Raw genomic sequence first — 22,447 nt, 5'->3', positions numbered from 1 at the left:
ATATCATGATGTCTGAATGAGGATTGCGTGTGCTCTTTATCCCTAAGGTTACTAGAATAGACCAAGCCATGGCTTGGTTTTTAAAAGGTAAAAAAGGGTCATGTTCCTGAACGAAAGGTCTTTCCTATTTCTCTTCCTAAACCAAAATAATGTCTAAAATTATAGATAAGCGGACTCCATTTTGAAGGGTTTATGTGATTTTCGTTCAATATGATACTTTCCTCGGCGTGAAAATGTAATGCCTGCGTCTCTACAATCGCAAATGATGGTTCATATTCAGGAATCCGAATATGTTTGACTTCAGCTTCGATTTGGATAGGGCATTCTTTAATTCGTGTTGGTAAAACTGTCTTTGATTGTAAAGGTGTTAACCCTGCTGACTCGTATTTTTCTTTTTTATATGTAAACCCGAGCTGTTTCTTCAAAGGCGGTATATTCTTTTTTCCGCTATAAGACGAAATTCTTTCAACGTTTTCCCATAATTCCGGGCCAGGCAAGTTTATGACACATTCTTTGTGTCTTTCCAAATTTTCAATGGCTTTTCCTCCTAGTCCAACTCCAAGGACAATATAGTTTCCGAGAGCCCAAGAAGAAGACATAGGACTGATATTAGTGGTTCCATCTTCATTCAATGTGGTAAGAAGAAATGTTGAGGTCCCATAATACATGATTGTTGGTTTGATTTCTTTAAAATGAAGAGTGTCTTGTTTTTCAATGTCCAACGCTTATTCCTCCTTGTCATCATTACATTCATATTGTAAAGGTTTAACATTTCAACTATCATCGAAATATGAATGTAAGGAGGAAAATCATGAATCCTAATATCGCAAAAATCTCTTCGCTGCTATCTGATCCCTCGCGCTCTTCCATTCTTCTCACCTTAATGGATGGAAGGATACACCCTGCGGGAGAGCTTGCCTATCTCGCTAACATTACACCTCAAACCGCAAGTTTTCACCTGAAAAAATTGCTTGATGAAAAACTGATCAGCGTAGAGAAGCATGGAAGGCATCGGTATTATAGATTGTCTAACTCAGATACTGCAAACGTGATTGAACAATTGCTTCGTATTGCGCCTAAAGCTAAAGTCACATCTTTAAAAGGTTTAAAAGAGAAAAGTGACTTGCATTTCGCCCGCACCTGCTATGATCATCTGGCAGGTTATGTGGGCGTGCAAATGACAAATTCGCTAGTTGAGCAGGGAATATTAAAAAAAGTCGATCTAAACTTTGAGGTAACGTCAGAGGGTTCTTTGTTCTTTTCGAATTTAGGCATCAACGAAGAGCAACAGCGAAATAAGAGGAGAGCATTTGCCCGCTGCTGTTTGGATTGGAGTGAGCGGCAGCATCATATTGCAGGAGCGTTAGGGAACGCTCTGTTGGTGCGAATGTTAGAGGAAAAATGGATTGTTCGTATGCCTAAAACAAGAGCGATTAAGATGACACAAAGCGGGAGAGCTGCATTGGAGAAATACTTTAAAATGAATATTTAGGGAACTTTTTATTAAGGGAATGAGAAAGAAGGAGTAAGATTCGTTAAGAATCTTACTCCTTCTTATTATTTTGAAGTTGCTTGGTTTCCCATTGCAATAGAAATGCGATTCCAACTGTTTATTTGATTGATGATGAGAACAAGGTCAACATATTGTTTTTCATCATAATGTTCCCGCACTCGCTGATATAGCTCATCAGGAACCCTTTTAGATGGAATAAGCGTGATGTGTTCAGATAGTTCGAGCGCTACTTTCTCTTCAGGTGAATAAAAATCACATTCATTCCAAGCATGTAAACAGTAAATTCGCTGTTCTGTTTCGCCCATTTTGCGAGCATCAGAAGTATGCATATCTATGCAGAATGCACAGCCGTTTATTTGAGAAACTCTGATTTTGATTAGTTCTCTCGTATTTCGGTTAATTGAAGATTGTTTCGTATATTTCTCCATATCCATCATCATCTTCATACCTTCAGGTGCAACATCGTAGTAGGACACTCTTTGACTCATAAGGCAAGACTCCTTTTCTAAAGAAACATTAGATTTTATTCCGATATTGATCATTTTACCAATATGCAATTTGTATGGCATCTATTTCACTATCTTTTGGCAAGAAGCTGCTTTGAATAAAAATAGGGATAGCCAACAATGATGAGTGGAGCTGCTAAGGCAAGGAGTATCCATGAGCCTGAGTGACTGTCTTTAATGACTCCAATGAATATACAAGTACCGATGAGAAAATATAATAAAGTAGCTAAAAACCAATACATATTCATTCCTCTTTTTCTTTACACGTAATCTTTGATTGAGTATTTTTGTCTTTCACATTGCTTAATCGATCAGGGCATTGATTTTTTAACACTTTCTCAGTTCGGATTCCTTTTCTTTTTAATGATAAAATGGTGAGATCAATCGATTTCATGATGATCATTCCTTCAATGAATAGTGAGTTCCTCATTATTTTAAATGTAAATTTGAAAAGATAAAACGTACATAAAGGCAGAACGATTATGTACGTTTGGGCAATGATTACATGTTGCGAACCTCTAATGGTTCACTGCACCCTGGTATTGTTGTGTTCCTTCTCTTCCTATAAAATGAGTGGATAAAAGTATGAGTTGCACGTTCAAATAAATGGTGTGCCGCTTTCATTAGAATCGGTTCAGTTAAACTGTTAAAGGAAGTGGATGAGGTTTGTTTAGAAGGAATCCATTCAAAGAAAAATACTACTCACATGATAGGCGGGCATTAAATATGCTTGCGCTCAGAGTTCCGGGACTGGCTTTTATTCTCATGATCTATATAGCCTCTATCGTGCTGCAATTTATTATTGGGAGCTGGTCCATTTTATTGCTTCATGTGTTTACAGTATTGACCGCCATTTTTGCTTTGCTGCATTGGCATTCATATCGCTGGGTTAAGAAAAGGGTCATTCTCTATTTTGTGCTGCAAGGTTTGATCACTTTTACACTGGCTAATGTCATGACTGGCTTCTTAGTGCTGATCATCATTGGCCTTTATGCATTTTTGATTGGACAGATTTCAGGAATGGCAGACAGAAGAAAGACTTTCCTCATTCTTTATTTATTGATTCTGCTGTCGATCAATGTGCCATATCAGATTCACAAAGGTCAATATTTGCATTTTCTTGTCATTGCCGTACCTATTATGATCGTGATTATTACTTATGCCGCTACATTATTTGCCCAAGTCGATGAAAAGATAAAAGCGCAGCTGACTCTTGAAAGGCTGGAGCTGGCTCATCAGCAGGTCGAACAGCTGACGCTGCAAAACGAGAGACAGCGTATGGCCCGGGACTTACACGATACGCTTGCTCAAGGGCTGGTCAGTTTAAATATGCAGCTGGATGCGATTCATGTTCATCTCGCCAAAGGCAATACAGAGAGAGCAAAAGAAATCATTCAACAATCTATGAAAAGAGTGAGAGGCACATTAGCGGATGCACGTTCAGCGATTGACGATCTGCGCAGCAAATCAGACGAAATCGATTTTTTGAAAGAAAGAATTACATCACTAATGGATCATTTTCAAGAATCGACAGGCATGGGTGGTTTTTTAGACTATCGATTACATCAGGTGTTAGACGTTCGTACAGCTGAAAATTGTTATTACATCATTGGAGAATGCATAACGAATGCAGCAAAGCATGCTGAAGCAGAAACGATCTCGGTATCCATTTGGGATGATGAGAAGGGGATGCTCCATTTAACTGTCAAGGACAATGGCAAAGGATTTGATGTTGAAAAGGGCAAGAAAAAGAGAGGACATTATGGGCTTCTCGGCATAGAAGAACGCGTCAGAGCAATGAAAGGCCAATTCAATATTAATAGTAAAAAATCTAAAGGAACACAAATTGAAATCACTGTACCAATTCAGGGAGAGATGCAAGATGAATAAGGTTTTAATCGTTGATGACCATCTTGTCGTGAGGGAAGGTCTGAAGCTTTTAATTGAAACGAATGATCACTACACCATCATAGGAGAGGCGGAAAATGGCATAGCAGCAGTCCGCCTTGCAGAAGAATTAAAACCGGATATCATTCTCATGGATTTGTATATGCCGGAGATGAGCGGGTTAGAAGCCATTAAACAAATAAAAGAAAAACACGACATCCCCATCATTATTTTGACTACGTATAATGAAGATCACTTAATGATCGAAGGAATTGAATTAGGAGCGAAAGGATATCTGCTGAAGGATACGAGTTCAGAAACCCTTTTTCATACAATGGATGCAGCAATAAGAGGAAACGTGCTGTTGCAGCCTGATATCTTAAAACGCCTCCAAGAAATCCAATTGGAGCGGATGAAGAAGCAGAGCAGTGATACGCAGCTGACAGAAAAGGAAGTCATTGTTCTAAAAGCAATTGCTAAAGGTCTTAAGAGCAAAGCGATCGCCTTTGATTTGGGCGTCTCTGAGAGAACCGTAAAGTCTAGATTAACGTCCATTTACAATAAATTAGGCGCGAATTCGAGAACTGAAGCAGTGACGATTGCCATGCAAAGAGGCATTCTGACATTAGATGAATAACATTATATATTTGAAATTTGCCCAAACGTACATGCCCGAATGTACGTTTTTTTTATTTGATTGTCAACTACAATGAGAAAGCAAACAATGTTATCAAGCAATGTGCTGAAAGGAGATTATCATGTCTAGAATGTTATATAAATTAGGAGGATGGGTTGCTCGCAATCGCATAAAAGTAATATGTGCGTGGATCGTTGTGTTAGTTGCTTCGATAGGGCTTGCAATCACGTTAAAACCAAGTTTTTCTGAGGATATGTCCATACCTGACACACCTTCGGAAAAAGCGATGGATGTCATTAATAAAGAATTTCCTCACGGCCCTGATAAAGGGAGCATACGGGTCATTTTCGGAGCTGAAAACGGAGAGAAACTTACTGCAAAATCAGCGAAAAAAACAATAGAAAATACGTTCAAGGAAATCAATAAAGATGATTCCGTTGACTCGATTGCGAGTCCTTTTGTTACAGGAACAATCGCGAAAGATGGCACAGTTGCCTATGCCGATATCAAGTATAAATCTTCAGCAGATGATATCAAAGATTACTCTATCAAACACTTAAAAGACAGTTTGAAAGTGGCTGATGATGAGGGACTACAGACTGAGTTAAGCGGAGATGTACCGGGAGCCGAAATGGAGATAGGCGGAGTATCTGAAATTGTCGGCATTATCTTGGCTTTTGTCGTTTTAGCCATTACATTCGGGTCTTTATTGATAGCTGGTTTGCCGATTTTAACTGCACTGATTGGATTAGGTGTAAGTATTGGACTGGTGTTGATTGGGACACAAGTATTTGATATTGCTTCCGTCAGTCTTTCATTAGCCGGAATGATTGGCCTTGCTGTTGGGATTGATTATGCTTTATTTATTTTTATGAAGCACCGACAGTTTTTAGGCGAAAGTATTCAAAAAAATGAATCCATTGCGAGAGCCACGGGAACAGCAGGAAGTGCAGTCGTTTTTGCCGGACTTACTGTTATCGTCGCACTTTGCGGATTGACTGTCGTTAACATTCCGTTTATGTCTGCAATGGGGCTGACAGCAGGGCTTAGTGTATTGTTAGCTGTTCTCGCTTCAATCACGCTTGTGCCTGCCGTTTTGTCGATAGCGGGGAAACGGATGGTTCCGAAGTCAAATAAGAAAAAAGAAAAACAAAGCGCTGAAACAAATGTCTGGGGACGCTTTGTCACAAAAAATCCTATCATGCTAAGTGTATGCAGCATTCTTATTTTGCTCGTCATTAGTATCCCGTCTATGCATTTGGAGCTGGGCTTGCCTGATGCAGGGATGAAAGCGAAGGATAATCCAGATCGCCGGGCTTATGACTTGCTTGCCGATGGTTTTGGAGAAGGATTTAATGGTCAATTAACAATCGTAGCGGATGCCACAAGTGTGAGAGGAAATAAGGCGGAAGCATTCACAGATGCAGTGAAAGAAATAAAGGAACTAGACCATGTAGCGAGTGTCACTCCTGCAATGCCTAATAAAGAAGGGAACTTTGCCATCATTACGGTAGTTCCTACAACAGGTCCAAATGATGCAGCAACGAAGGATTTGGTAAAGGATGTACGCAGCTTATCAGACAAAAATGGGGTTGATTTGCTCGTTACTGGATCGACTGCAGTGAATATTGATATTTCTGATCGCCTTAATGATGCGATACCGGTATTTGCTGTACTCATTGTTGGCTTTGCGTTTATATTGCTGACAATCGTATTCCGTTCGCTGCTTGTGCCGCTTGTTGCGGTTGCAGGTTTCATATTGACGATGACAGCGACTCTTGGAATCTGTGTATTTGTCTTACAAGACGGGAATTTCATCGACTTTTTCAAAATACCTGAAAAAGGGCCGATACTCGCGTTCCTGCCGATTTTATCCATTGGGATTCTGTTTGGATTAGCAATGGATTATCAAGTGTTCCTTGTAAGCAGAATGCGTGAAGAATATGTGAAAACAAAAAATCCGGTACAAGCGATTCACGCTGGATTAAAACACAGCGGTCCTGTTGTCACCGCAGCCGGCCTGATCATGATATTCGTTTTTGCAGGATTTATCTTTGCTGGTGAAGCTTCTATTAAAGCAAACGGATTGGCTCTTTCCTTTGGTGTGCTCTTTGATGCATTTATTGTACGGATGACACTGATTCCAAGTGTCATGAAGCTGATGGGGAATGCAGCTTGGTATTTGCCAAAATGGCTAGACAAGATCATTCCGAATGTGGACATAGAAGGGCATCAACTCACGAAGGAAATACAGCCAGAAATAGATCATGAACAAAAGAAACAAATCATGTAATAGAAAAAGCAGATCTTTTATGATCTGCTTTTTTGCTTAACGTATATTCCCTGGTCAGGCTGTAGGCGATTCTATAGCTTTCAATGTGGTAGTATTTAGAAGGTGAAGCCAGTGCAGTTAAAAAGGAGAATATGTTATGATGCAATCGCTCATTTTCGATATGGATGGAACTTTGTTTCAAACTGATTAAATTTTAGAATTATCATTAGATGATGCTTTCGATTATTTAAGGTCACTGGGCAAATGGGATACGGTCACCCCTATTGAGAAATACAGGGAGATCATGGGTGTTCCTTTACCAGAAGTTGGGAAAGGTGCATTATATCCTCATGTTGAAGAGATGTTCAGTTATTTGAAAAACAACAATTATTCAATTTTTATAGCCAGTAATGGCTTAATAGAATATCTAAAAGCAATTGTGAGTTTTTATCAATTGGACAGGTGGGTCACTGAAACATTTAGTATTCAACAAATACATACACTGAATAAAGGTGATTTAGTTAATTCTATTGTGCAAAAGTACGGCATTCAACATGCAGCAGTTGTCGGAGACCGTCTATCTGACATAAATGCGGCTAAAGATAATGGTTTGCTGGCAATTGGATGCCATTTTGATTTTGCAAAGGAAGAGGAACTTGCTCAAGCTGACTTTGTCATACATGATTTAATAGAGCTGAAAACATTATTGCGCGAAATGAAAATAGTGGGAAAGAATGCAGGCACCACTGACTATGCGGATTCTGAAAACTAAATATTTAAAGCCATTTCTATGAGTTTCAAAAAAACATACCAAGCGTATGGTATGTTTTTTTGGATAAAGCATTCATTCTAGCAATGTTCGATGATTCAATTAGCCGAGATAATGTTTCAATCTCTCTAAACCCATTCTCAACTCGTCTAATGAATCTGTTGAAGAAAGCGCAACACGCAAATACTTATGAGGAGTGGCAGAACCGCTCAGAAAACGATCGGAATGAAATGCACGGATTCCATGTTTCTTCAAATCTGTTTCTAGCTGTAACGCATCGGCATAATCATTGATGGAAAGCCACCGATAAAAGCTGAGAGGATGTCCGTTCAGCTCTTGTTCAGGAAAAAATTCTGCAAACATATTATTAGCTGACTGGGCAAGCTGTTTTTTTTGAGAAACAATATTGTGCGCTTTTCCTGATAAGATAAGCTCTGTTATCACCTCTGCATCAAAAGAAGACGTTTTTACATTAATATTGAACATCGCCTGATGGATTTTCTCGCGTAAGGCATCCCCATAGACCATATAGGCCACTCTTAATCCTGAACAGATTGACTTAGAGGTGCTGCAAATATATACGCTTTGTTCGGGAAGCAAATTGAACATGGGCTCTTGGTAATCAGAGATCAAACCTGCGGTCATAAACGCATGAATATCGTCTTCAATCAATAGTAAACGATGCTTGCCGATGACTGCCGCGATTTCTTTCTTTCTAGCATTCGACATCATGACAGTAGTTGGGTTACAGCAAGAGGGCATCAGAAAAATGCCATGAATGTTGAGTTGAGTACATTGCTTTTCTAGTTCGTCCGGCAGCATTCCATACTCATCTCCGGGGATTGGCACTAGCTGAATGTGGTGCATTTTTGCAAGTTCGATAAAGTTTGAATACGTGTATAAGTCAGTGGCAATTCGATTCCCTGGCTCAAACAGCGCGGCCAATGAAATGGCCAGCGCATTTTGGGCACCGGAAACAATTGAGATATGGTCTTGATCAGTTTGAATGCCAAACGATTTCATCCAGTTTAGCCCCGCTGTTTTTTGATGAGGAATGCCTGTTGGATCATTGTAATTGAGTAACTGTTCTACGTAATGTTTACTCGCAACCTGTTGAATCACCTCAGATACAATTTGATTGGTTTCTTCAAAAGAGGCGATTAAACCAAGATCGATACAGTTGGTGATTTTATCTTTAGAAATCGTAATTGAACGAGCGGCACTAGGAGAAACAAAGGTTCCCTTTCCAGTGACCGCATAAATCAGCCCCTTCACCTCACACACTTTATAGGCTCGGGTAATTGTAGTGAAGTTTAAGTCAAGAAAGTCAGCCAATTCTCGCTGCGGGGGGAGCTTTGTACCCGGTGCTAAAAAACCGTTTTTGATATCGTGTTCAAGCAGTGCAGCGATTGATTCATAAAAAGGCCGCTTTAATGCTTTTCTTTCAGGCTTCCAAGACATTGGGTAATTGTCGAATGAATTGACTGGCATAATCCACCTCTATTGTCTAAATTCCCGCGAATGGTTTCTAAAGGAGTGCAGCAGGTTTCTCTATCATTATACAAAGGATAATTGTAATCCATACAATTATCTTATTTGTTGTATGGATTTTATATGGTACTTTAAGATAAAATGTTGCAAGGTGTGAATTTTATGACAAAAAGAAATCAAATAGGGGCTGCATTTCGTTCGGCTTTCCCGTATACGATTCCGATTTTTGCCGGATTTTTATTTTTGGGAATTGCGTATGGAATCTTTATGCATTCTTTAGGGTTTAGTGCAATTTATCCGATCATCATGAGTTTTATTATATTTGCAGGATCGATGGAGTTTGTTGCCGCCCATTTTTTGCTGGGCGCGTTCAACCCGATGAATGCTCTTTTTTTGACGTTAATGGTAAATGCCCGGCATTTGTTTTATGGGATTTCCATGTTGGATAAGTACAGAGGGACTGGAAAGAAAAAACTTTATCTGATTTTCGGAATGTGTGATGAATCATTTTCTATCAATTATACCGCTAATGTTCCAGCGAATGTTGATAAGGGCTGGTTTATGTTTTTTGTGACGCTGCTTAATCATTTATATTGGGTCGCAGGAGCAGCGATAGGAGGTATTTTTGGATCGTATGTGAAGTTTAATACTGAAGGGCTTGATTTTGTGATGACCGCCCTCTTTATTGTGATCTTCATAGAACAGTGGATGAAAGAGAAAAAACACCACAGTGCTCTCGCAGGACTTGGGCTTTCTGCTGCCAGTCTTATGATTTTTGGAGGAGACCATTTTATTATTCCTGCTATGCTTGCCATTTTAGGGATACTTACTGTTCTGAGAAAACCATTAGAGAAAGCTGAGGTTTCGGTATGACGATGAGTATAACGCAGCAAATTATTACCGTTGCAATGGTCGTGCTGGGCACAATGCTGACACGGTTCCTTCCATTCATGATTTTCCCGTCTGGCAAACCGACACCGAAATATGTACAATTTCTAGGGAGAGTGCTGCCATCAGCCGTAATCGGGCTTCTGGTTATTTATTGTTTTAAAGATGTGAGCCTACTTTCTGGAAGCCATGGCATCCCTGAATTGATTGGGGCAGCTGCCGTTGCACTTCTTCACTTTTGGAAGAAGAATATGCTTCTTTCTATAGCGGGGGGAACCGTTGTCTATATGGTTCTGGTACAATTGGTTTTTTGAACGATTTAGGCTTGTGAAAATCAAAGGGGAATGGTGAATAAGAAAATGGAAGAGTATCAAATCTATGAACATGCGCAGTCGTCAATTTATTCAGCCGGCTAAACCCGGGGTCCTGTGACAGAGCGAAGATGCATTGATTGCACAGGATTCTATCGAACCAGAATCTTGCATGGCAAAAGTCTGAACCCAGCTATGGGAGCCTATCGAAATGATCATGATTTTATTGAACTTGATAAAAATATGTAAAACTGACACAAGCTTATGATTTTAGAGTCAACGCCGTGTCAATGCAAATAGCAGCTGCAATGTTTGCTGGTCATTTAAAAAAGTATCTACGGTAATCGGAGGATTTATCATGTCAAAGAAAGTTTCTTCTTCCTATATCATCATTATAGGATTAATGCTATTTGCATTGTTTTTTGGAGCAGGAAATCTCATTTTCCCGCCTATGCTAGGTCAAATGGCTGGAACAAATGTATGGATCGCCAATGCTGGCTTCTTAGTGACAGGAGTTGGCTTGCCATTGCTGGCAATGACAGCATTTGTTTTTTCGGGTAAACATAACTTACAATCGCTAGCCAGCCGTGTGCATCCAGTGTTTGGAATCGTGTTTACGACGATGCTCTATCTGGCAATCGGGCCTTTTTTCGCAATCCCAAGATCCGGGAACGTATCGTTTGAAATTGGAGTGAAACCTTTTTTATCAGACGATGCAGGCCCTGTTTCATTGATCATATTTACAATTTTATTTTTCACGGTTGCATGTCTGTTATCACTCAACCCTACAAAAATCATTGATGTAGTCGGAAAATTTTTAACGCCAATTAAATTGACATTTATCGGATTGCTTGTAGTGGTAGCTGTTGTTCATCCAATCGGAACAATCCAAGCACCATCAAAAGGGTATACATCACATGTGTTTTTTAAAGGCTTTCAGGAAGGGTACCTGACTCTGGATGCCCTCGTAGCGTTTGTTTTTGGAATCATCATTGTGAAGGCAATTAAAGAACAAGGTGCTGCCACCAAAAAACAGCTGGTCATAACTTGTGCAAAAGCAACTGCGATTGCTGCGACACTCTTAGCTCTTATCTATACTGCCCTTTCATATATGGGAGCCTCCAGTGTTGAAAAGCTGGGGCTTTTAGAAAATGGAGCCGAGGTTTTGGCTAATGTTTCATCCTATTATTTTGGATCCTATGGTTCCGTCTTTTTAGGCTTAATGATCACAGTCGCATGTCTGACAACAAGTGTCGGACTGATCACAGCATGCTCTTCCTTTTTTCATGAATTATTTCCGAACATTTCGTATAAAAAAATTGCTGTGATCCTAGCGGTGTTTAGTGCGCTTGTCGCAAATATAGGGTTAACACAGCTCATCAAAGTGTCAATGCCTGTCTTAATGACGATGTATCCAATCGCGATTTCCTTAATCTTTTTAACGTTTTTGCATTCTGTATTTAAAGGGAAGGCTGAAGTGTATCAGGGCAGTTTACTGTTCACGTTTATCATTAGCCTATTCGACGGTTTGAATGAAGCTGGGGTAAAAGTTGAAGTCGTGAATCGCGTATTCACTCAGGTTCTTCCTATGTACAACATAGGGCTCGGATGGCTCATTCCAGCTATTATAGGGGGAATAGGCGGCTATATACTAAGTATGTTCCGAACAAAAAAATCGTGATAAGCGCTGCTATAAAACGAATAAAGGATTAACAGCGCACTCATCTTCACTATTTTGATTTCCCTGGTCAGGGTACTAAAGAGTTGGACGATCACTCAGATCTGCAGGTGGAATAAAGCTCTTGTCCGCCTGCTTAATTGGGGGGAAGAAGATGGCTGATCAAAGAGAAGCTTTGTGTTTGAGATTAGCAGAAATAGATAAACATGAAATGTCGATACTTCGTGAGTTCCAGTTAGAACGGGAGAAAATCTTTTCAAGCTTAAGAGCATTAGAACAGTCTAATATAGAAAAGAAGCGCCCATCTCAAGTCGCGCTCATTGAACAAACAGCAAATGATGTAAAGACATATCATATCACATCAAAACCAATCCAGCGGAAAAAAAGAAGACAGGGCAGAGCTGAATCAAAAACCTCTCGTGAAGCAGCGTTAAACATATTAAAGCAGCAGGATAAGCCAATGAGCAGTATTGAGCTGAAAAGAAAGATTGAGAAAGAAACCGGTGTGCACATCTCTAATATGACATCATTTATGAATACTTTAATGAAAATGCACCCAGAGGTGAAAAAACCTTACAGAGGACAATATAAAATGATTTAATGCTTGCGCAGTAGTTGGCTTCTGATTTCGAAAAACTGAGCTGCATATTGTTTGATTTTGGATCGACATAAAAGACATCCTTGCTATTACGAATGTAGAACAGAGGCTAAGGTAGTGGCAGGGAATTTTCATCATGATACCAAGGGTTGTGAATACCTTGGTATTTTTTGTGCGCGTGTTGTGAAGTGAGCTGCTGTCTCAAAACTGCCGCCCGGTCATTAGGATTGGTTCATGTCGCAAAATAGAGCCCCATTACAGAGCCCCTATTTTGCGATATTAGTGAATCAAGTTTAACGATATGGAACGAACTCCCTTCCTTGAAGCATGTGTTTGAAGGTTGCCATTAAAACCGCAATCCAAATACATGAATGACGTAAATGACTACAGGCGGAATCAACAAGGACGGCAGCAGATTCAGCGTTTTAAACTTTTTAATTCCCAGAATGCTTAACCCTGAGCTGAGGATGAGTATGCCTCCTACAATTGTGATTTCGTTTATAAGGTCTGTATTGATTGCGCTCTCCATTACTTTAGCAAATAAAAAGATGGAGCCCTGCCAGGCAAATAAGACAATGGCAGCCGCTGCTATTCCAAATCCAAATGTCGAAGCGAGCACAATGGAGGTAATCCCATCTAACATACCGTTTGTCAGGAGATACGTATAATTTTCATTCAGCGCGGCTTCAACAGGGCCCAAGATTGACAGCGAACCTATACAAAATAATAGGATCGCAGTTGATAAACCCTCCGCTAAATTGCTTTTAGAGAATTTGTTCACCAGCTTGTTGAACCGTAATTCCAGATTGATGCTCTGCCCAAGCAAACCTCCAAGGGCTAAACTCACGATAAAGAGAATGGGGTATTTACTATCAGGCAAATGCTGTGTAATCGCGTTGATCCCCAGGGCGACTGCAGCGAATCCCATTGCCTGCATCAGGATATTCTGGTATTCATCTTTAATGCCTTTTTTGAATATCCCGCCAATTATGCTTCCCGCAATGATCATAACTGTGTTAAAAATGGTTCCAAACATACGCGTTCTCCTCCAATAATGATTCCTGCATAAAAAATAAACCCTCAAGTTAGTAGAGAGTCAAGGGAGAATAAAAACATATTATGAGATTTATTTAATGGGCAGCAGGATTTCAGTCACATAATTGTCTAGATTATTTGTAATCCCATAATCAATGAGTGTGATTTCGATTGAGTCTCCCGCTACCTCATAATGATGTTCTTTCATGTATGCCAGTAACTGTTTGTAATATGGTTCGGCTTCTGGATGTGACCCTTTAAACCTGATTTGCAGATATTCTCTAGAAGGAAATATAATTTCGGATGAAGTTTCTTCATTTTCATCTTCAAGAATCATGAATATGCTGGAATATTTGTCGAACTGATTTGCTTTTACATTTGCTGCTGAAATGGATAAACCGATCTTTCCTATAAATATATCCTCGTTCACATTCAGATGAGTTCTCAATTCTGCTAATGAATGTTCGATATCATGTCCGAGAATATACTCATGCTGTAAATAAGCCACACGTAATGCGGGAAGTTTGATTGTTGAAATGTGATGTAATGGCGTGTGAACGGCATCTTCTATTTGTAAGATGCGGCGGGAGATCTTTTTTTCAATGCGCTCCAATTCTCTCTTTTTGCGATCAATTTCAGTTTGCTGGCTTTTCAGTAAATGAATCAGATTGGTTGTATTTTGAGAATTATAAAAATCAAGAAGTTTATTGATTGGCAGGCCTAAAGCCCTCAAATACTTGATGGTATCCAACCGCTCAAACTGTTGGGTAGAATAATATCTATAGTTCGTATGCTCGTCTTTATATTCCGGTTTCAAAAGACCGATTTCATCATAATACCTAAGAGCAGAGACTTTCACATTGAATAACTTTGAAACTTCTCCAATTGAAAAAAAATCCTTCATTCTAACAACCTTTCTGTTGATATGATTTATACATTCACATTATATAGTATGGCGAGTTCTAAGGGGAAAGTTTGCGCATGTAACATATGAGGCCAATATGTCTTCAACAAATTGATATTCTCGAGGATAGGAAGCGTATTTGAACAAACGGCATAAAGCAAAAGCTCCTTTTAAAAAGGAGCTTTTCACTCTTCAAAATATGGATTCACATGGATGAGCACTTCTTCCACATCTGAAAACTGTCTTTTGATTTCATTTCGGATTTCACGGGCAATATCGTGTCCCTGCTTAATCGTCAAATCATGATCCAAAGATAAACGGACATCAAGCAATTTATAGTGGCCATGTTCTCGCGCGCGGATTCTATCGATTCGTTTTACTTGATCACATTGAAAAATAACAGCTTTATATTCCTCTATCAGCTCGGGATCAACACTTTTCTCCATAAGAACATCAACAGACGGCCTGATTAATTCCATTGAAATCTTAAAAATAAGGTAAGCCACGATGGCACTGGCAATTGCATCGGCGTACAACAGATAAGACCATCCGCGGGTGTTTCCGATAATCGCCAATAGGACACCGATAAAAGCGGCAAGAGAGGCAACGATATCGCCTTTATGATCGTATGCAATCGCTATAATCGCTTTGCTGTTCCATTTTTCCCCCTGCTTTATGGAATAACGATATAAGATCTCCTTAGCCACGTACGAAATCAGAGCTGCAAACAATGCGTTGTATTGTGGAACGCTAGGCCCTTCAACAAAGGACAGAATCGCTTCTATGAGGATATAAATGGATACGATCACTAAGATAATTCCTACAATCGCTTCACTAATGACTTCAGCTTTTCCATGCCCAAAAGGATGGTCTTGATCAGGCGGTTTATTGGAAATGCCGATCACTGCCAGGACAGCAATCGAAGCAACGACATCCGCTGCGGAATGGATTCCGTCTGCAAATACGGCTTCACTATCGCCTATCAGCCCAAAAAAGACCTTTCCTGCCATTAAGATCAGATTGGCTATCAATGCTATCAAAGCAACCTTTTTGCTTATTTGTTCTCTTTCACTTGCCATTTTTTCCTCCTGTAAAACTGCACAAAAAAATAGGAGTGCTTTTTATTCGCTCTCCGTATCCTTTCTTGTGTAATCACTTTGCTTATCATACCAATTCAATTTCGAGTGGGTCTATAGCAACGTTGTTTCCTGTTTACTAATAAATAAGGTGAAAGAAAAAAAGTTGGACGGGCTAAAAGATCACACAAATAAATGGATTCTTATGTCACAAACGGTGATGATCTACCAATCAACATGTTGCTTCAGTGAAAAATTTCCACTTAATTTTTAAAAACCTGTTGACATTAGAACATCCGTATTTTATTATTATCTCACATTCAAGATATTTTAGTTCGAGATAATTTAGTAACGATCAGGCGTAAACCTGCTTGTTGCTGAATAATGTAGAGGATATCAATCATTGTCAGTTCTTTTGAATGTTATGCAATGTGTTTTTTTATAAAGAAATATCTCGAATTCGAGATAAAGGGAGTGTATCGTAAATGGCTGAATTTTCACAGCTAGTCAATGAAAGAAGATCTGCAAGCAATTTCCTTCCAGACCATCCAATCACCAAGGATGAACTCAATGAGATGTTTGAATTGGTCACATTGGCTCCATCGGCTTTTAATTTGCAGCATACAAAATATGTGACGGTTTTAGATCCGGATGTAAAAGAAAAGCTGAAGCAGGCTGCAAACGGACAATATAAAGTGTTTAGCTCATCTGCGGTTCTTTTGGTATTAGGGGATAAGCAGGCCTATCAGCAAGCGGCTGACATTTATGAAGGATTAAAGGTGTTGGGGGTTTTAAATAAGCAAGAGTATGATCACATGGTTCAAGACACCGTTTCGTTTTATGAAAACAGGGGAGAACAATTTAAGAGAGATGAGGCGATAAGGAATGCTTCACTTTCTGCGATGATGTTTATGCTCAGTGCTAAGGAAAAAGGCTGGGACACCTGCCCTATGATCGGTTTTGATGCTGAAGCTGTGAAACAGATTTTGAATATAGATGATCAATTTGAGATTGTCATGATGATTACAATTGGGAAAGAAAAAACAGAGAGCAGAAGGCCGCGCGGCTACCGGAAGCCTGTGAATGAGTTTGTTGAGTATATCTAAATGAACGTTTAAAGGAGCGGATAAAATTGGCTAAAAAAACGATGGGAATACATCATATTACAGCAATTGTCGGTCACCCTCAAGAGAACGCAGATTTCTACGCAGGAGTGCTGGGGCTTCGATTGGTCAAGCAAACGGTCAATTTTGATGATCCAGGTACGTATCATCTTTATTTTGGGAATGAAGGCGGGAAGCCTGGAACAATCATCACCTTCTTTCCGTGGGCGGGAGCCCGCAAAGGCATCATTGGAGACGGTCAAGTAGGCGTGACGTCTTATGTCGTGCCGAAGGGAGCTATGGCTTTTTGGGAAAAGAGACTTGAGAAGTTCAACGTTCCATACACGAAAATCGAGCGTTTTGGTGAACAATATGTAGAATTTGATGATCCGCACGGCCTGCATTTAGAAATCGTGGAAAGAGAAGAAGGAGAAGCCAATGCATGGACGTTCGGAGATATAACACCTGATGTTGCCATTAAAGGTTTTGGCGGTGCAACCCTGTTATCAGCACATCCTGAAAAAACAGGTGAACTGCTAGAAAATATCATGGGGCTGGACCGAGTCGGCAAGGAAGGAGACTTCGTTCGTTATCGTTCTGCCGGAGATATCGGAAATATGATTGACCTTAAATTAACGCCTATTGGCCGCGGGCAAATGGGAGTCGGCACGGTGCATCACATTGCTTGGCGGGCTAGCGATGACCAAGATCAATTAGATTGGCAAAGATATATTGCTTCTCACGGTTATGGTGTGACTCCTGTTCAGGATCGAAACTATTTTAATGCGATTTACTTCAGAGAACATGGGGAAATCCTATTTGAAATCGCAACGGATCCTCCAGGCTTTGCACATGATGAATCACAAGAAACAATGGGCGGAAAATTGATGCTGCCTGTGCAGTACGAACCGCATCGAACACAAATTGAACAAGGGCCGCTGCCTTTTGAAGTGAGAGAATTAGACTGATTGTAATGGGTGAACCTGACGCATGAAGAAACATAAAATGACATATATTCAACAGATGATTGCTGGAAGTTACTGAAGGTAAATAACGTGACGTACTGCCTTTTAGCACATCATGTTACATCAAAAATAAGGAGAGATAAAAATGGAAGATGCAGGACTGTTGCTTATTCGCATTATGATTGGTGTGGTGTTTCTGTTTTATGGATCACAAAAATTATTCGGCTGGTTTGGCGGATACGGAATTAAAGGAACCGGACAATGGTTCGAGTCAATTGGGGTTAAACCAGGTAACGTCGCGGCCGCTTTATCAGGTCTTGGGGAGTTAGTAAGCGGAATTTTATTTATTTTAGGTGTATTCCTCCCGCTTGGAGCCGCTATCATAACGATCATTATGTTAGGTGCCATTGTAAAAGTACATGGAGCGAAAGGATTTGCAAATGGCGCAGGCGGTTTTGAATATAACGTGGTGCTGATTGCAGTCTCCATCGGGGTTGCACTCATCGGTTCAGGAGCTTACGCTTTGCATTTTTAATACGAAGGGATTAAGAACAGTTACTGGCAAGCAGTAACTGTTCTTTTGTTTTGCGATATTCGTGCAAACTTACAGGTGCCCTGCAAAGCAAAAAAGCGGATATAATAACTATAAATGTGTATAGTGAATGATACGTATCGATGAGCTTGGTCATGAAAGACAGACCAAATTGAAGGAGTAAATTGATGAAAGAGATGACAGAATTACATTCATTAGATGCTATAGAGAATTTTATTAAACAGCATCAATTCAGTTTTATCTATATATCAAGACACAGCTGTACAGTATGTCACGCTGTTCTGCCGCAGCTCAGAATATTATTGGATCAGTTTCCAAAGATCACATTGGGGCATATCAATGCTGACGATGTAGAAGAGGTCGCCGGCAGATTTTCAGTCTTCACTGTCCCTGTGCTTCTTTTGTTCATTGATGGGACTGAGTTTCTGAGAGAAGCCCGTTTTGTTCATTTTGAACAGCTCGAAGAAAGGCTGAAAAGGGTTTATCGGTTATATGAAGATGAATAATAGCCCCCTTTAAGGGGCTTTTTGAATTAGAAAGGGAACCACGTCATGCCATCCCCCATGCTTGTTTTAAAAGCTGGACACCATGTGTTATCTCATCAAAGCCAAGATGGCCGAACCCCAATTTAATCAGTGGCTGATCAGGGGTGTTGTTTACCAAATAGAGCGCGGTAGGAAAGACTTTTACTCCGTACGCCAAAGCACGCTGAATCAGCAAATCCTCTGAACAATGCTGATGAACCTTGAATAATATGTATAATCCAGACTGTTCGCCTATTTGAGTAGGAACCGATAGCGGCGTAGCCGTAAAACCAGCCCATAAATATGCCAGAAAAGAGGCTGTGTCGATGGCTTATGAAAACAGAAATGATAAGACCTGTTAGTAAGGCAACTGAGAGTACAAATGTTTTGGGGATCTTTAATAATATTTTGAGGATTTGAGTTAACAAGATAATTGTTGGAACGGCTATCATAGCATCCTAAAAGTTTGTGTGAATAATTGGAAAATCCATACGCCACCTCAGCAGAGTTGTATTTAAAAAGTGGAAAATATCAAGGATCAAAAAGGTTTTGGAAAAGCTCTTGCAGTGTGTTTATCACATGTTGACTATTGGTGGAGCTTGTTTGATTAAAAAGATTATATCGAAAAACAATTCCCGTATTCGGTCCGCCAGCACCGGATTCTGATTTAGACACCGTTAGCGGACTGATTGAAAATGCGCCGCCAGTATTCGAGACGCCGTTTTCAGAAATCGAATGAATATTTGGATGTTTGTCCATCCCATTTCTCCTTTCTCTGTATGAACTGCTTATTAGTTTACGTAGCGTGAGGATCAACTGGTTAAACAAAACGGTAAAAAATGACGTGAAAAAACGAATAGACGCCCAAAGTTGGCGTCTTTTTAATGCGTCTTATAGGACTTGGCTTTACATTCTCATTAATTTTATCAAAAGGATTATGGTTTGTTGTTTGTGAAGGCTGATAGTCTTTATTTATAAAGTCTGTTTCATTCCCTGACTGTTAAGGGTTTGGCCGCGTCTGTTCATTTTAATCCTAACTGGCCGTTTGCCTCTAATGTCGTTTTTTTGACATCCTGTATAGCTGACACCCTGAAGTCTCAGTTGCATTTCAAGCTGATCAGCAAGCCTCATCCTCTTTAAGTTTTCTGTATGTACATGTCCAAAATCAATAACGATGCTTGCTTTTCCAGTTAAAGTTAGACTTCACTTGAATCCATTCCATAAAGAGAAGAGCAATCGTAAAGGTTCAATGATAGCTGAACAATAATCGTTCCGATAGAAATCATGACAACGGTTTGGGTAGAGGTCATTTGCGCAATTGATTTTCTTCCCGACATCCTCTGCAAGATGACATCAGATATAAGAGAACAAAAGCATCCAGAATAAATTCATGCTACCACCTGACCAGTTATTTGGTCATTCATTCGTATAAGGATACCGGGCGGTTTCTTTTGAGGATCATATTCACAGTTTCTCAACCATGACTGCTTGATTAGATGGTATAAATGTACCTTATTTAAGCCCTTTATCGAACGCGATGGTTTCGACTTGTCTTGGGTACGAAATGTGAAGAAGCCCGTTTAACATCTGAAGCTGTAATAAATGGGGTTCGGTGGCTTCAGGAAGATGAATCGTTCGCTCAATTTCACCGTAATATCGTTCACGCAGCACCTCCATTTCGGCGGGGAAAACAGGTGTGATCGTTCCTTTAATTAACAGCTGGGTTTTAGATATTAAGCTGATCGTTAATTCCTCCTTATACACACCGGGGATTTCCACAATGATGAAATTATTCTCTTCATCTTGATAAAGGTCATAAACGAACGTATTAGTATCGGAATCAAAAAATTGTTCCGGGGTTTTATGCTTGAGCACTTTTGTCCAAAAATCACTTTGCTTATATTCATTGGTAATCTCAAGCCACTTTCGTATTTTTTCGATATCCATACGACGTACTCCTTATATTTGATTTGCAATTGGTGCAGAAAAATTTCCGATTTTGTCTTGGTCACTGACGTCAGTATCAAGATTTCCAGTGTTTAAAAGTGAAGAAGAAGGCGAAAAATCCCCTAAAGAAAAGTTTGCTCCAAAATATTTGCTGTTCGCTGTATGACTGTTATGCAAAGTTGGACCGATATCCACATTCCCGTTTTGCGTAACTCCATTAACCTTTATATTCGCGATATTAATTTGATATGGCATAAACGAAACCCCTAACCTTTATATTCGCGATATTAATTTGATATGGCATAAACGAAACCCCTTTAATCTAAGATTGGCGGCGGTACAATCGGAGGTGTATTAACGTTGGATGTAGCAGAGCTGCCGATAGATGTCTGATCATTTACATCAGGATCATTTAAGAAGTTTTCCATTACTGATTCTGTAGGTGATGTATCACCGAAAGAAGAATTGGTTCCTTGAGATTTTTGATTGTTGGTAGGGCTGTTATATGCGGCTTCGCCTATTGTAATTGAACCATTGCCTGAAATGCTGTTGATCTTCAAGTAATATAGATTGATTACTGTAGTCGGCATCCCATCACACCTTCCCATCCTTCTGTACAGTACAGTATGCGCCGCGCCATCCAATTGTTCCTTGTATTAGAGATTCAATAAGCAATGAGGCGGCCTATATAATGAGATGAGGGTAAAATGGGCAGGACAAGTCTGGAGAAAAATGAAACTCATTGACATAAAATCCAATGCTATGAAACAATACTCACGAGTAACATTACTTTTGAGTATCTTTTTGTGGAGGATGATCCTAGTTGAAAAGCAAAAAAGGACGTAAAGGAGAAGAAAGCCGGAAACGATTACTCAAAGCTGCTGCTAATGAATTTTCGATTCGGGGATTTCATGAGACAAAAGTAAGTGAAATTGTGAAAAAAGCTGGGCTGACGCAGCCTTCCTTTTATCTGTACTTTCAAAGCAAAGAAGCCGTCTTTGAGGAGTTAATCACCGATTTTCACTCTCGTGTAAGAAAGCTGACAGAGTCTCTTCTTCTGGAAAACGGTTTAAAGACGGAGGATGTGTCAAAACGGGTGCTGTCTGCTGTGGAAACTGTTTTTCAATGTCTGGCTGAGGACAAGGATGTAACGAAGATCGGCTTTTTTCTGAACCCAGAAGCGAAACAAATGAAAAAAGACTTGGCGATGGTTTTGAAAGAGAACTTAGAAGCAGAACAGCGGCTTGGCTATTTTCACTCCGAACTCGACATGGAAACGGTCGCTGAGTGTTTGATCGGCATGATCGAACATTTAACCGATTCATTTTTGTTAACCGGAATCAAAGATCCGGCGAGCCTCGCAGCACAGGTTGTGAATCTATTAATATACGGGATGCTTCCAAAAGGGAGTGGCGTAAGATGATATCTATGATCATGAAAGTCAGTTTGGCAGCTTTTATGCTCGCGGGAGGGATCATAAAGGTGCTCCGCGTTCCCTTTCAAGTGGAGCATTGGCGGCATTATCAATATCCATTGTGGTTTCTGACTGTTACTGGCATTCTTGAAATAGCCGGGGCACTTGCTATGACAGCGGGAATTTGGAATCGGTATGCAGTATTTGGAGCAGGCGTACTGTTTGTCTTTCTCATGGCGGGAGCGGTTCATGGGCACATTGTTCGAGCACGTCAATCGGTTCTCATGGCGATACCCGCAATGATCTGTTTGATTGTTTCGATCATGATAATCATTTGGGAGGTCACGTAAGCTTTTCTCTTATATTCTCACAGTCT

The 22,447-nt window shown here is 40.0% G+C and carries 29 protein-coding genes and 2 pseudogenes; 15 read left to right on the top strand and 16 right to left on the bottom strand.

The genetic code is table 11. The features are described from left to right. Positions 1 to 98 precede the first annotated feature (98 nt). On the bottom strand, positions 99 to 722 hold the full coding sequence (locus AC4CV5_RS17465) for a flavin reductase family protein (protein WP_166854166.1): 624 nt from the start codon (positions 720 to 722) through the stop codon (positions 99 to 101). An 89-nt stretch (positions 723 to 811) separates the two neighbouring features. On the opposite strand from AC4CV5_RS17465, the gene AC4CV5_RS17460 reads away from it, so the two are divergent. Then, positions 812 to 1,492 (top strand): ArsR/SmtB family transcription factor, encoded by a 681-nt coding sequence (locus tag AC4CV5_RS17460; protein WP_490923444.1) that lies wholly within the window; start codon positions 812 to 814, stop codon positions 1,490 to 1,492. Between the two features lie 65 nt (positions 1,493 to 1,557). On the opposite strand, the gene AC4CV5_RS17455 is transcribed toward AC4CV5_RS17460, so the two are convergent. From AC4CV5_RS17455 to AC4CV5_RS17445, 3 genes are all read right to left on the bottom strand, one after another. Continuing rightward, positions 1,558 to 2,001, bottom strand: coding sequence for a carboxymuconolactone decarboxylase family protein (locus tag AC4CV5_RS17455; RefSeq protein WP_222143610.1), 444 nt, complete (start codon positions 1,999 to 2,001; stop codon positions 1,558 to 1,560). An 89-nt stretch (positions 2,002 to 2,090) separates the two neighbouring features. Continuing rightward, entirely contained in the window at positions 2,091 to 2,267 is a 177-nt protein-coding gene (locus AC4CV5_RS17450; RefSeq protein ID WP_166854163.1) for a hypothetical protein, read from the bottom strand. Beyond that, complete coding sequence (locus AC4CV5_RS17445) at positions 2,264 to 2,413, bottom strand: hypothetical protein (RefSeq protein WP_166854723.1); 150 nt, start codon at positions 2,411 to 2,413, stop codon at positions 2,264 to 2,266. The genes AC4CV5_RS17450 and AC4CV5_RS17445 overlap by 4 nt, the downstream gene beginning before the upstream one ends. Before the next feature lie 272 nt (positions 2,414 to 2,685). Here AC4CV5_RS17445 and ydfH point away from each other — a divergent pair, with 272 nt between their 5' ends. The 4 genes from ydfH to AC4CV5_RS17425 all read left to right on the top strand — a co-directional run bounded on the left by ydfH (position 2,686) and on the right by AC4CV5_RS17425 (position 7,587). Beyond that, positions 2,686 to 3,909, top strand: a complete 1,224-nt coding sequence (ydfH, locus tag AC4CV5_RS17440) for a two-component system sensor histidine kinase YdfH (RefSeq protein WP_326222571.1) — start codon at positions 2,686 to 2,688, stop codon at positions 3,907 to 3,909. Then, positions 3,902 to 4,543, top strand: coding sequence for a two-component system response regulator YdfI (ydfI, locus tag AC4CV5_RS17435; protein ID WP_490923442.1), 642 nt, complete (start codon positions 3,902 to 3,904; stop codon positions 4,541 to 4,543). Before ydfH ends, ydfI begins: the two co-directional genes overlap by 8 nt. 121 nt (positions 4,544 to 4,664) lie before the next feature. Beyond that, positions 4,665 to 6,836 (top strand): MMPL family transporter, encoded by a 2,172-nt coding sequence (locus AC4CV5_RS17430; RefSeq protein ID WP_490923440.1) that lies wholly within the window; start codon positions 4,665 to 4,667, stop codon positions 6,834 to 6,836. 190 nt (positions 6,837 to 7,026) lie between these two features. After that, a complete protein-coding gene (locus AC4CV5_RS17425) occupies positions 7,027 to 7,587 on the top strand; it encodes an HAD hydrolase-like protein (protein ID WP_490923541.1) in 561 nt (186 codons plus the stop codon). A 99-nt stretch (positions 7,588 to 7,686) separates the two neighbouring features. Here the strand turns inward: AC4CV5_RS17425 and AC4CV5_RS17420 are convergent, their stop codons facing one another. Then, entirely contained in the window at positions 7,687 to 9,075 is a 1,389-nt protein-coding gene (locus tag AC4CV5_RS17420; protein ID WP_326222568.1) for an aminotransferase-like domain-containing protein, read from the bottom strand. Positions 9,076 to 9,216: 141 nt separating this feature from the next. Here AC4CV5_RS17420 and azlC point away from each other — a divergent pair, with 141 nt between their 5' ends. From azlC to AC4CV5_RS17400, 4 genes are all read left to right on the top strand, one after another. Further along, on the top strand, positions 9,217 to 9,948 hold the full coding sequence (gene azlC / locus AC4CV5_RS17415) for an azaleucine resistance protein AzlC (RefSeq protein ID WP_166854157.1): 732 nt from the start codon (positions 9,217 to 9,219) through the stop codon (positions 9,946 to 9,948). Further along, a complete protein-coding gene (locus tag AC4CV5_RS17410) occupies positions 9,945 to 10,277 on the top strand; it encodes a branched-chain amino acid transporter permease (RefSeq protein WP_072565804.1) in 333 nt (110 codons plus the stop codon). Before azlC ends, AC4CV5_RS17410 begins: the two co-directional genes overlap by 4 nt. Positions 10,278 to 10,632: 355 nt before the next feature. After that, the gene (brnQ, locus tag AC4CV5_RS17405; RefSeq protein WP_490923438.1) at positions 10,633 to 11,955 is read left to right on the top strand and encodes a branched-chain amino acid transport system II carrier protein; all 1,323 of its coding nucleotides are present in this window, start codon (positions 10,633 to 10,635) and stop codon (positions 11,953 to 11,955) included. Positions 11,956 to 12,106: 151 nt separating this feature from the next. Beyond that, the gene (locus AC4CV5_RS17400) at positions 12,107 to 12,553 is read left to right on the top strand and encodes a Rok-like winged helix domain-containing protein (RefSeq protein ID WP_248602474.1); all 447 of its coding nucleotides are present in this window, start codon (positions 12,107 to 12,109) and stop codon (positions 12,551 to 12,553) included. Between the two features lie 343 nt (positions 12,554 to 12,896). On the opposite strand, the gene AC4CV5_RS17395 is transcribed toward AC4CV5_RS17400, so the two are convergent. From AC4CV5_RS17395 to mneP, 3 genes are all read right to left on the bottom strand, one after another. After that, complete coding sequence (locus tag AC4CV5_RS17395; protein WP_248602475.1) at positions 12,897 to 13,586, bottom strand: DUF554 domain-containing protein; 690 nt, start codon at positions 13,584 to 13,586, stop codon at positions 12,897 to 12,899. A 90-nt stretch (positions 13,587 to 13,676) separates the two neighbouring features. Continuing rightward, positions 13,677 to 14,489 carry a MerR family transcriptional regulator gene (locus AC4CV5_RS17390; protein ID WP_490923437.1) on the bottom strand — a complete coding sequence of 271 codons (813 nt, stop codon included), beginning with the start codon at positions 14,487 to 14,489 and terminating at the stop codon, positions 13,677 to 13,679. Between the two features lie 185 nt (positions 14,490 to 14,674). Next, positions 14,675 to 15,568 (bottom strand): manganese transporter MneP, encoded by an 894-nt coding sequence (gene mneP, locus AC4CV5_RS17385; protein ID WP_166854152.1) that lies wholly within the window; start codon positions 15,566 to 15,568, stop codon positions 14,675 to 14,677. Positions 15,569 to 16,050: 482 nt separating this feature from the next. On the opposite strand from mneP, the gene AC4CV5_RS17380 reads away from it, so the two are divergent. The 4 genes from AC4CV5_RS17380 (at position 16,051) to AC4CV5_RS17365 (ending at position 18,692) form a co-directional block, all read left to right on the top strand. After that, complete coding sequence (locus AC4CV5_RS17380; RefSeq protein WP_222143620.1) at positions 16,051 to 16,671, top strand: nitroreductase family protein; 621 nt, start codon at positions 16,051 to 16,053, stop codon at positions 16,669 to 16,671. Positions 16,672 to 16,697: 26 nt separating this feature from the next. Then, complete coding sequence (locus AC4CV5_RS17375; protein WP_490923436.1) at positions 16,698 to 17,636, top strand: ring-cleaving dioxygenase; 939 nt, start codon at positions 16,698 to 16,700, stop codon at positions 17,634 to 17,636. 142 nt (positions 17,637 to 17,778) lie between these two features. After that, positions 17,779 to 18,168, top strand: a complete 390-nt coding sequence (locus AC4CV5_RS17370) for a DoxX family protein (protein ID WP_010333166.1) — start codon at positions 17,779 to 17,781, stop codon at positions 18,166 to 18,168. A 185-nt stretch (positions 18,169 to 18,353) separates the two neighbouring features. Beyond that, positions 18,354 to 18,692 carry a thioredoxin family protein gene (locus AC4CV5_RS17365; RefSeq protein ID WP_166854149.1) on the top strand — a complete coding sequence of 113 codons (339 nt, stop codon included), beginning with the start codon at positions 18,354 to 18,356 and terminating at the stop codon, positions 18,690 to 18,692. A gap of 43 nt (positions 18,693 to 18,735) precedes the next feature. Here the strand turns inward: AC4CV5_RS17365 and AC4CV5_RS17360 are convergent. The 8 genes and pseudogenes from AC4CV5_RS17360 to AC4CV5_RS17325 form a co-directional block, all read right to left on the bottom strand. Further along, positions 18,736 to 18,972: pseudogene (locus tag AC4CV5_RS17360) on the bottom strand (MocR-like pyridoxine biosynthesis transcription factor PdxR); the annotation flags it as partial. Then, positions 18,956 to 19,162 (bottom strand): annotated as a pseudogene (locus AC4CV5_RS17355) (hypothetical protein); the annotation flags it as partial. The pseudogenes AC4CV5_RS17355 and AC4CV5_RS17360, both read right to left, overlap by 17 nt. 79 nt (positions 19,163 to 19,241) lie before the next feature. Further along, positions 19,242 to 19,469, bottom strand: coding sequence for a spore germination protein (locus AC4CV5_RS17350; protein WP_490923434.1), 228 nt, complete (start codon positions 19,467 to 19,469; stop codon positions 19,242 to 19,244). Between the two features lie 213 nt (positions 19,470 to 19,682). Further along, complete coding sequence (locus tag AC4CV5_RS17345) at positions 19,683 to 19,880, bottom strand: hypothetical protein (protein WP_490923539.1); 198 nt, start codon at positions 19,878 to 19,880, stop codon at positions 19,683 to 19,685. A 26-nt stretch (positions 19,881 to 19,906) separates the two neighbouring features. Then, entirely contained in the window at positions 19,907 to 20,047 is a 141-nt protein-coding gene (locus tag AC4CV5_RS17340; RefSeq protein ID WP_490923433.1) for a hypothetical protein, read from the bottom strand. A 175-nt stretch (positions 20,048 to 20,222) separates the two neighbouring features. Then, a complete protein-coding gene (locus AC4CV5_RS17335) occupies positions 20,223 to 20,657 on the bottom strand; it encodes an Hsp20/alpha crystallin family protein (protein WP_222143623.1) in 435 nt (144 codons plus the stop codon). Between the two features lie 12 nt (positions 20,658 to 20,669). Beyond that, positions 20,670 to 20,912, bottom strand: a complete 243-nt coding sequence (locus AC4CV5_RS17330; protein WP_014112826.1) for a spore germination protein — start codon at positions 20,910 to 20,912, stop codon at positions 20,670 to 20,672. 62 nt (positions 20,913 to 20,974) lie between these two features. After that, on the bottom strand, positions 20,975 to 21,247 hold the full coding sequence (locus AC4CV5_RS17325; protein ID WP_148964515.1) for a spore germination protein: 273 nt from the start codon (positions 21,245 to 21,247) through the stop codon (positions 20,975 to 20,977). Between the two features lie 233 nt (positions 21,248 to 21,480). Here AC4CV5_RS17325 and AC4CV5_RS17320 point away from each other — a divergent pair, with 233 nt between their 5' ends. Further along, positions 21,481 to 22,080: a TetR/AcrR family transcriptional regulator gene (locus AC4CV5_RS17320; RefSeq protein ID WP_166854147.1), complete on the top strand. Its 600-nt coding sequence runs from the start codon at positions 21,481 to 21,483 to the stop codon at positions 22,078 to 22,080. Beyond that, complete coding sequence (locus AC4CV5_RS17315) at positions 22,077 to 22,421, top strand: DoxX family protein (RefSeq protein ID WP_166854146.1); 345 nt, start codon at positions 22,077 to 22,079, stop codon at positions 22,419 to 22,421. The genes AC4CV5_RS17320 and AC4CV5_RS17315 overlap by 4 nt, the downstream gene beginning before the upstream one ends. Positions 22,422 to 22,447 lie beyond the last annotated feature (26 nt).

This window comes from Bacillus sp. NS1 (assembly GCF_058248265.1).
Note: the sequence above shows the minus strand (reverse complement) of the source record. Positions and strands in the feature narration are given on the sequence as shown.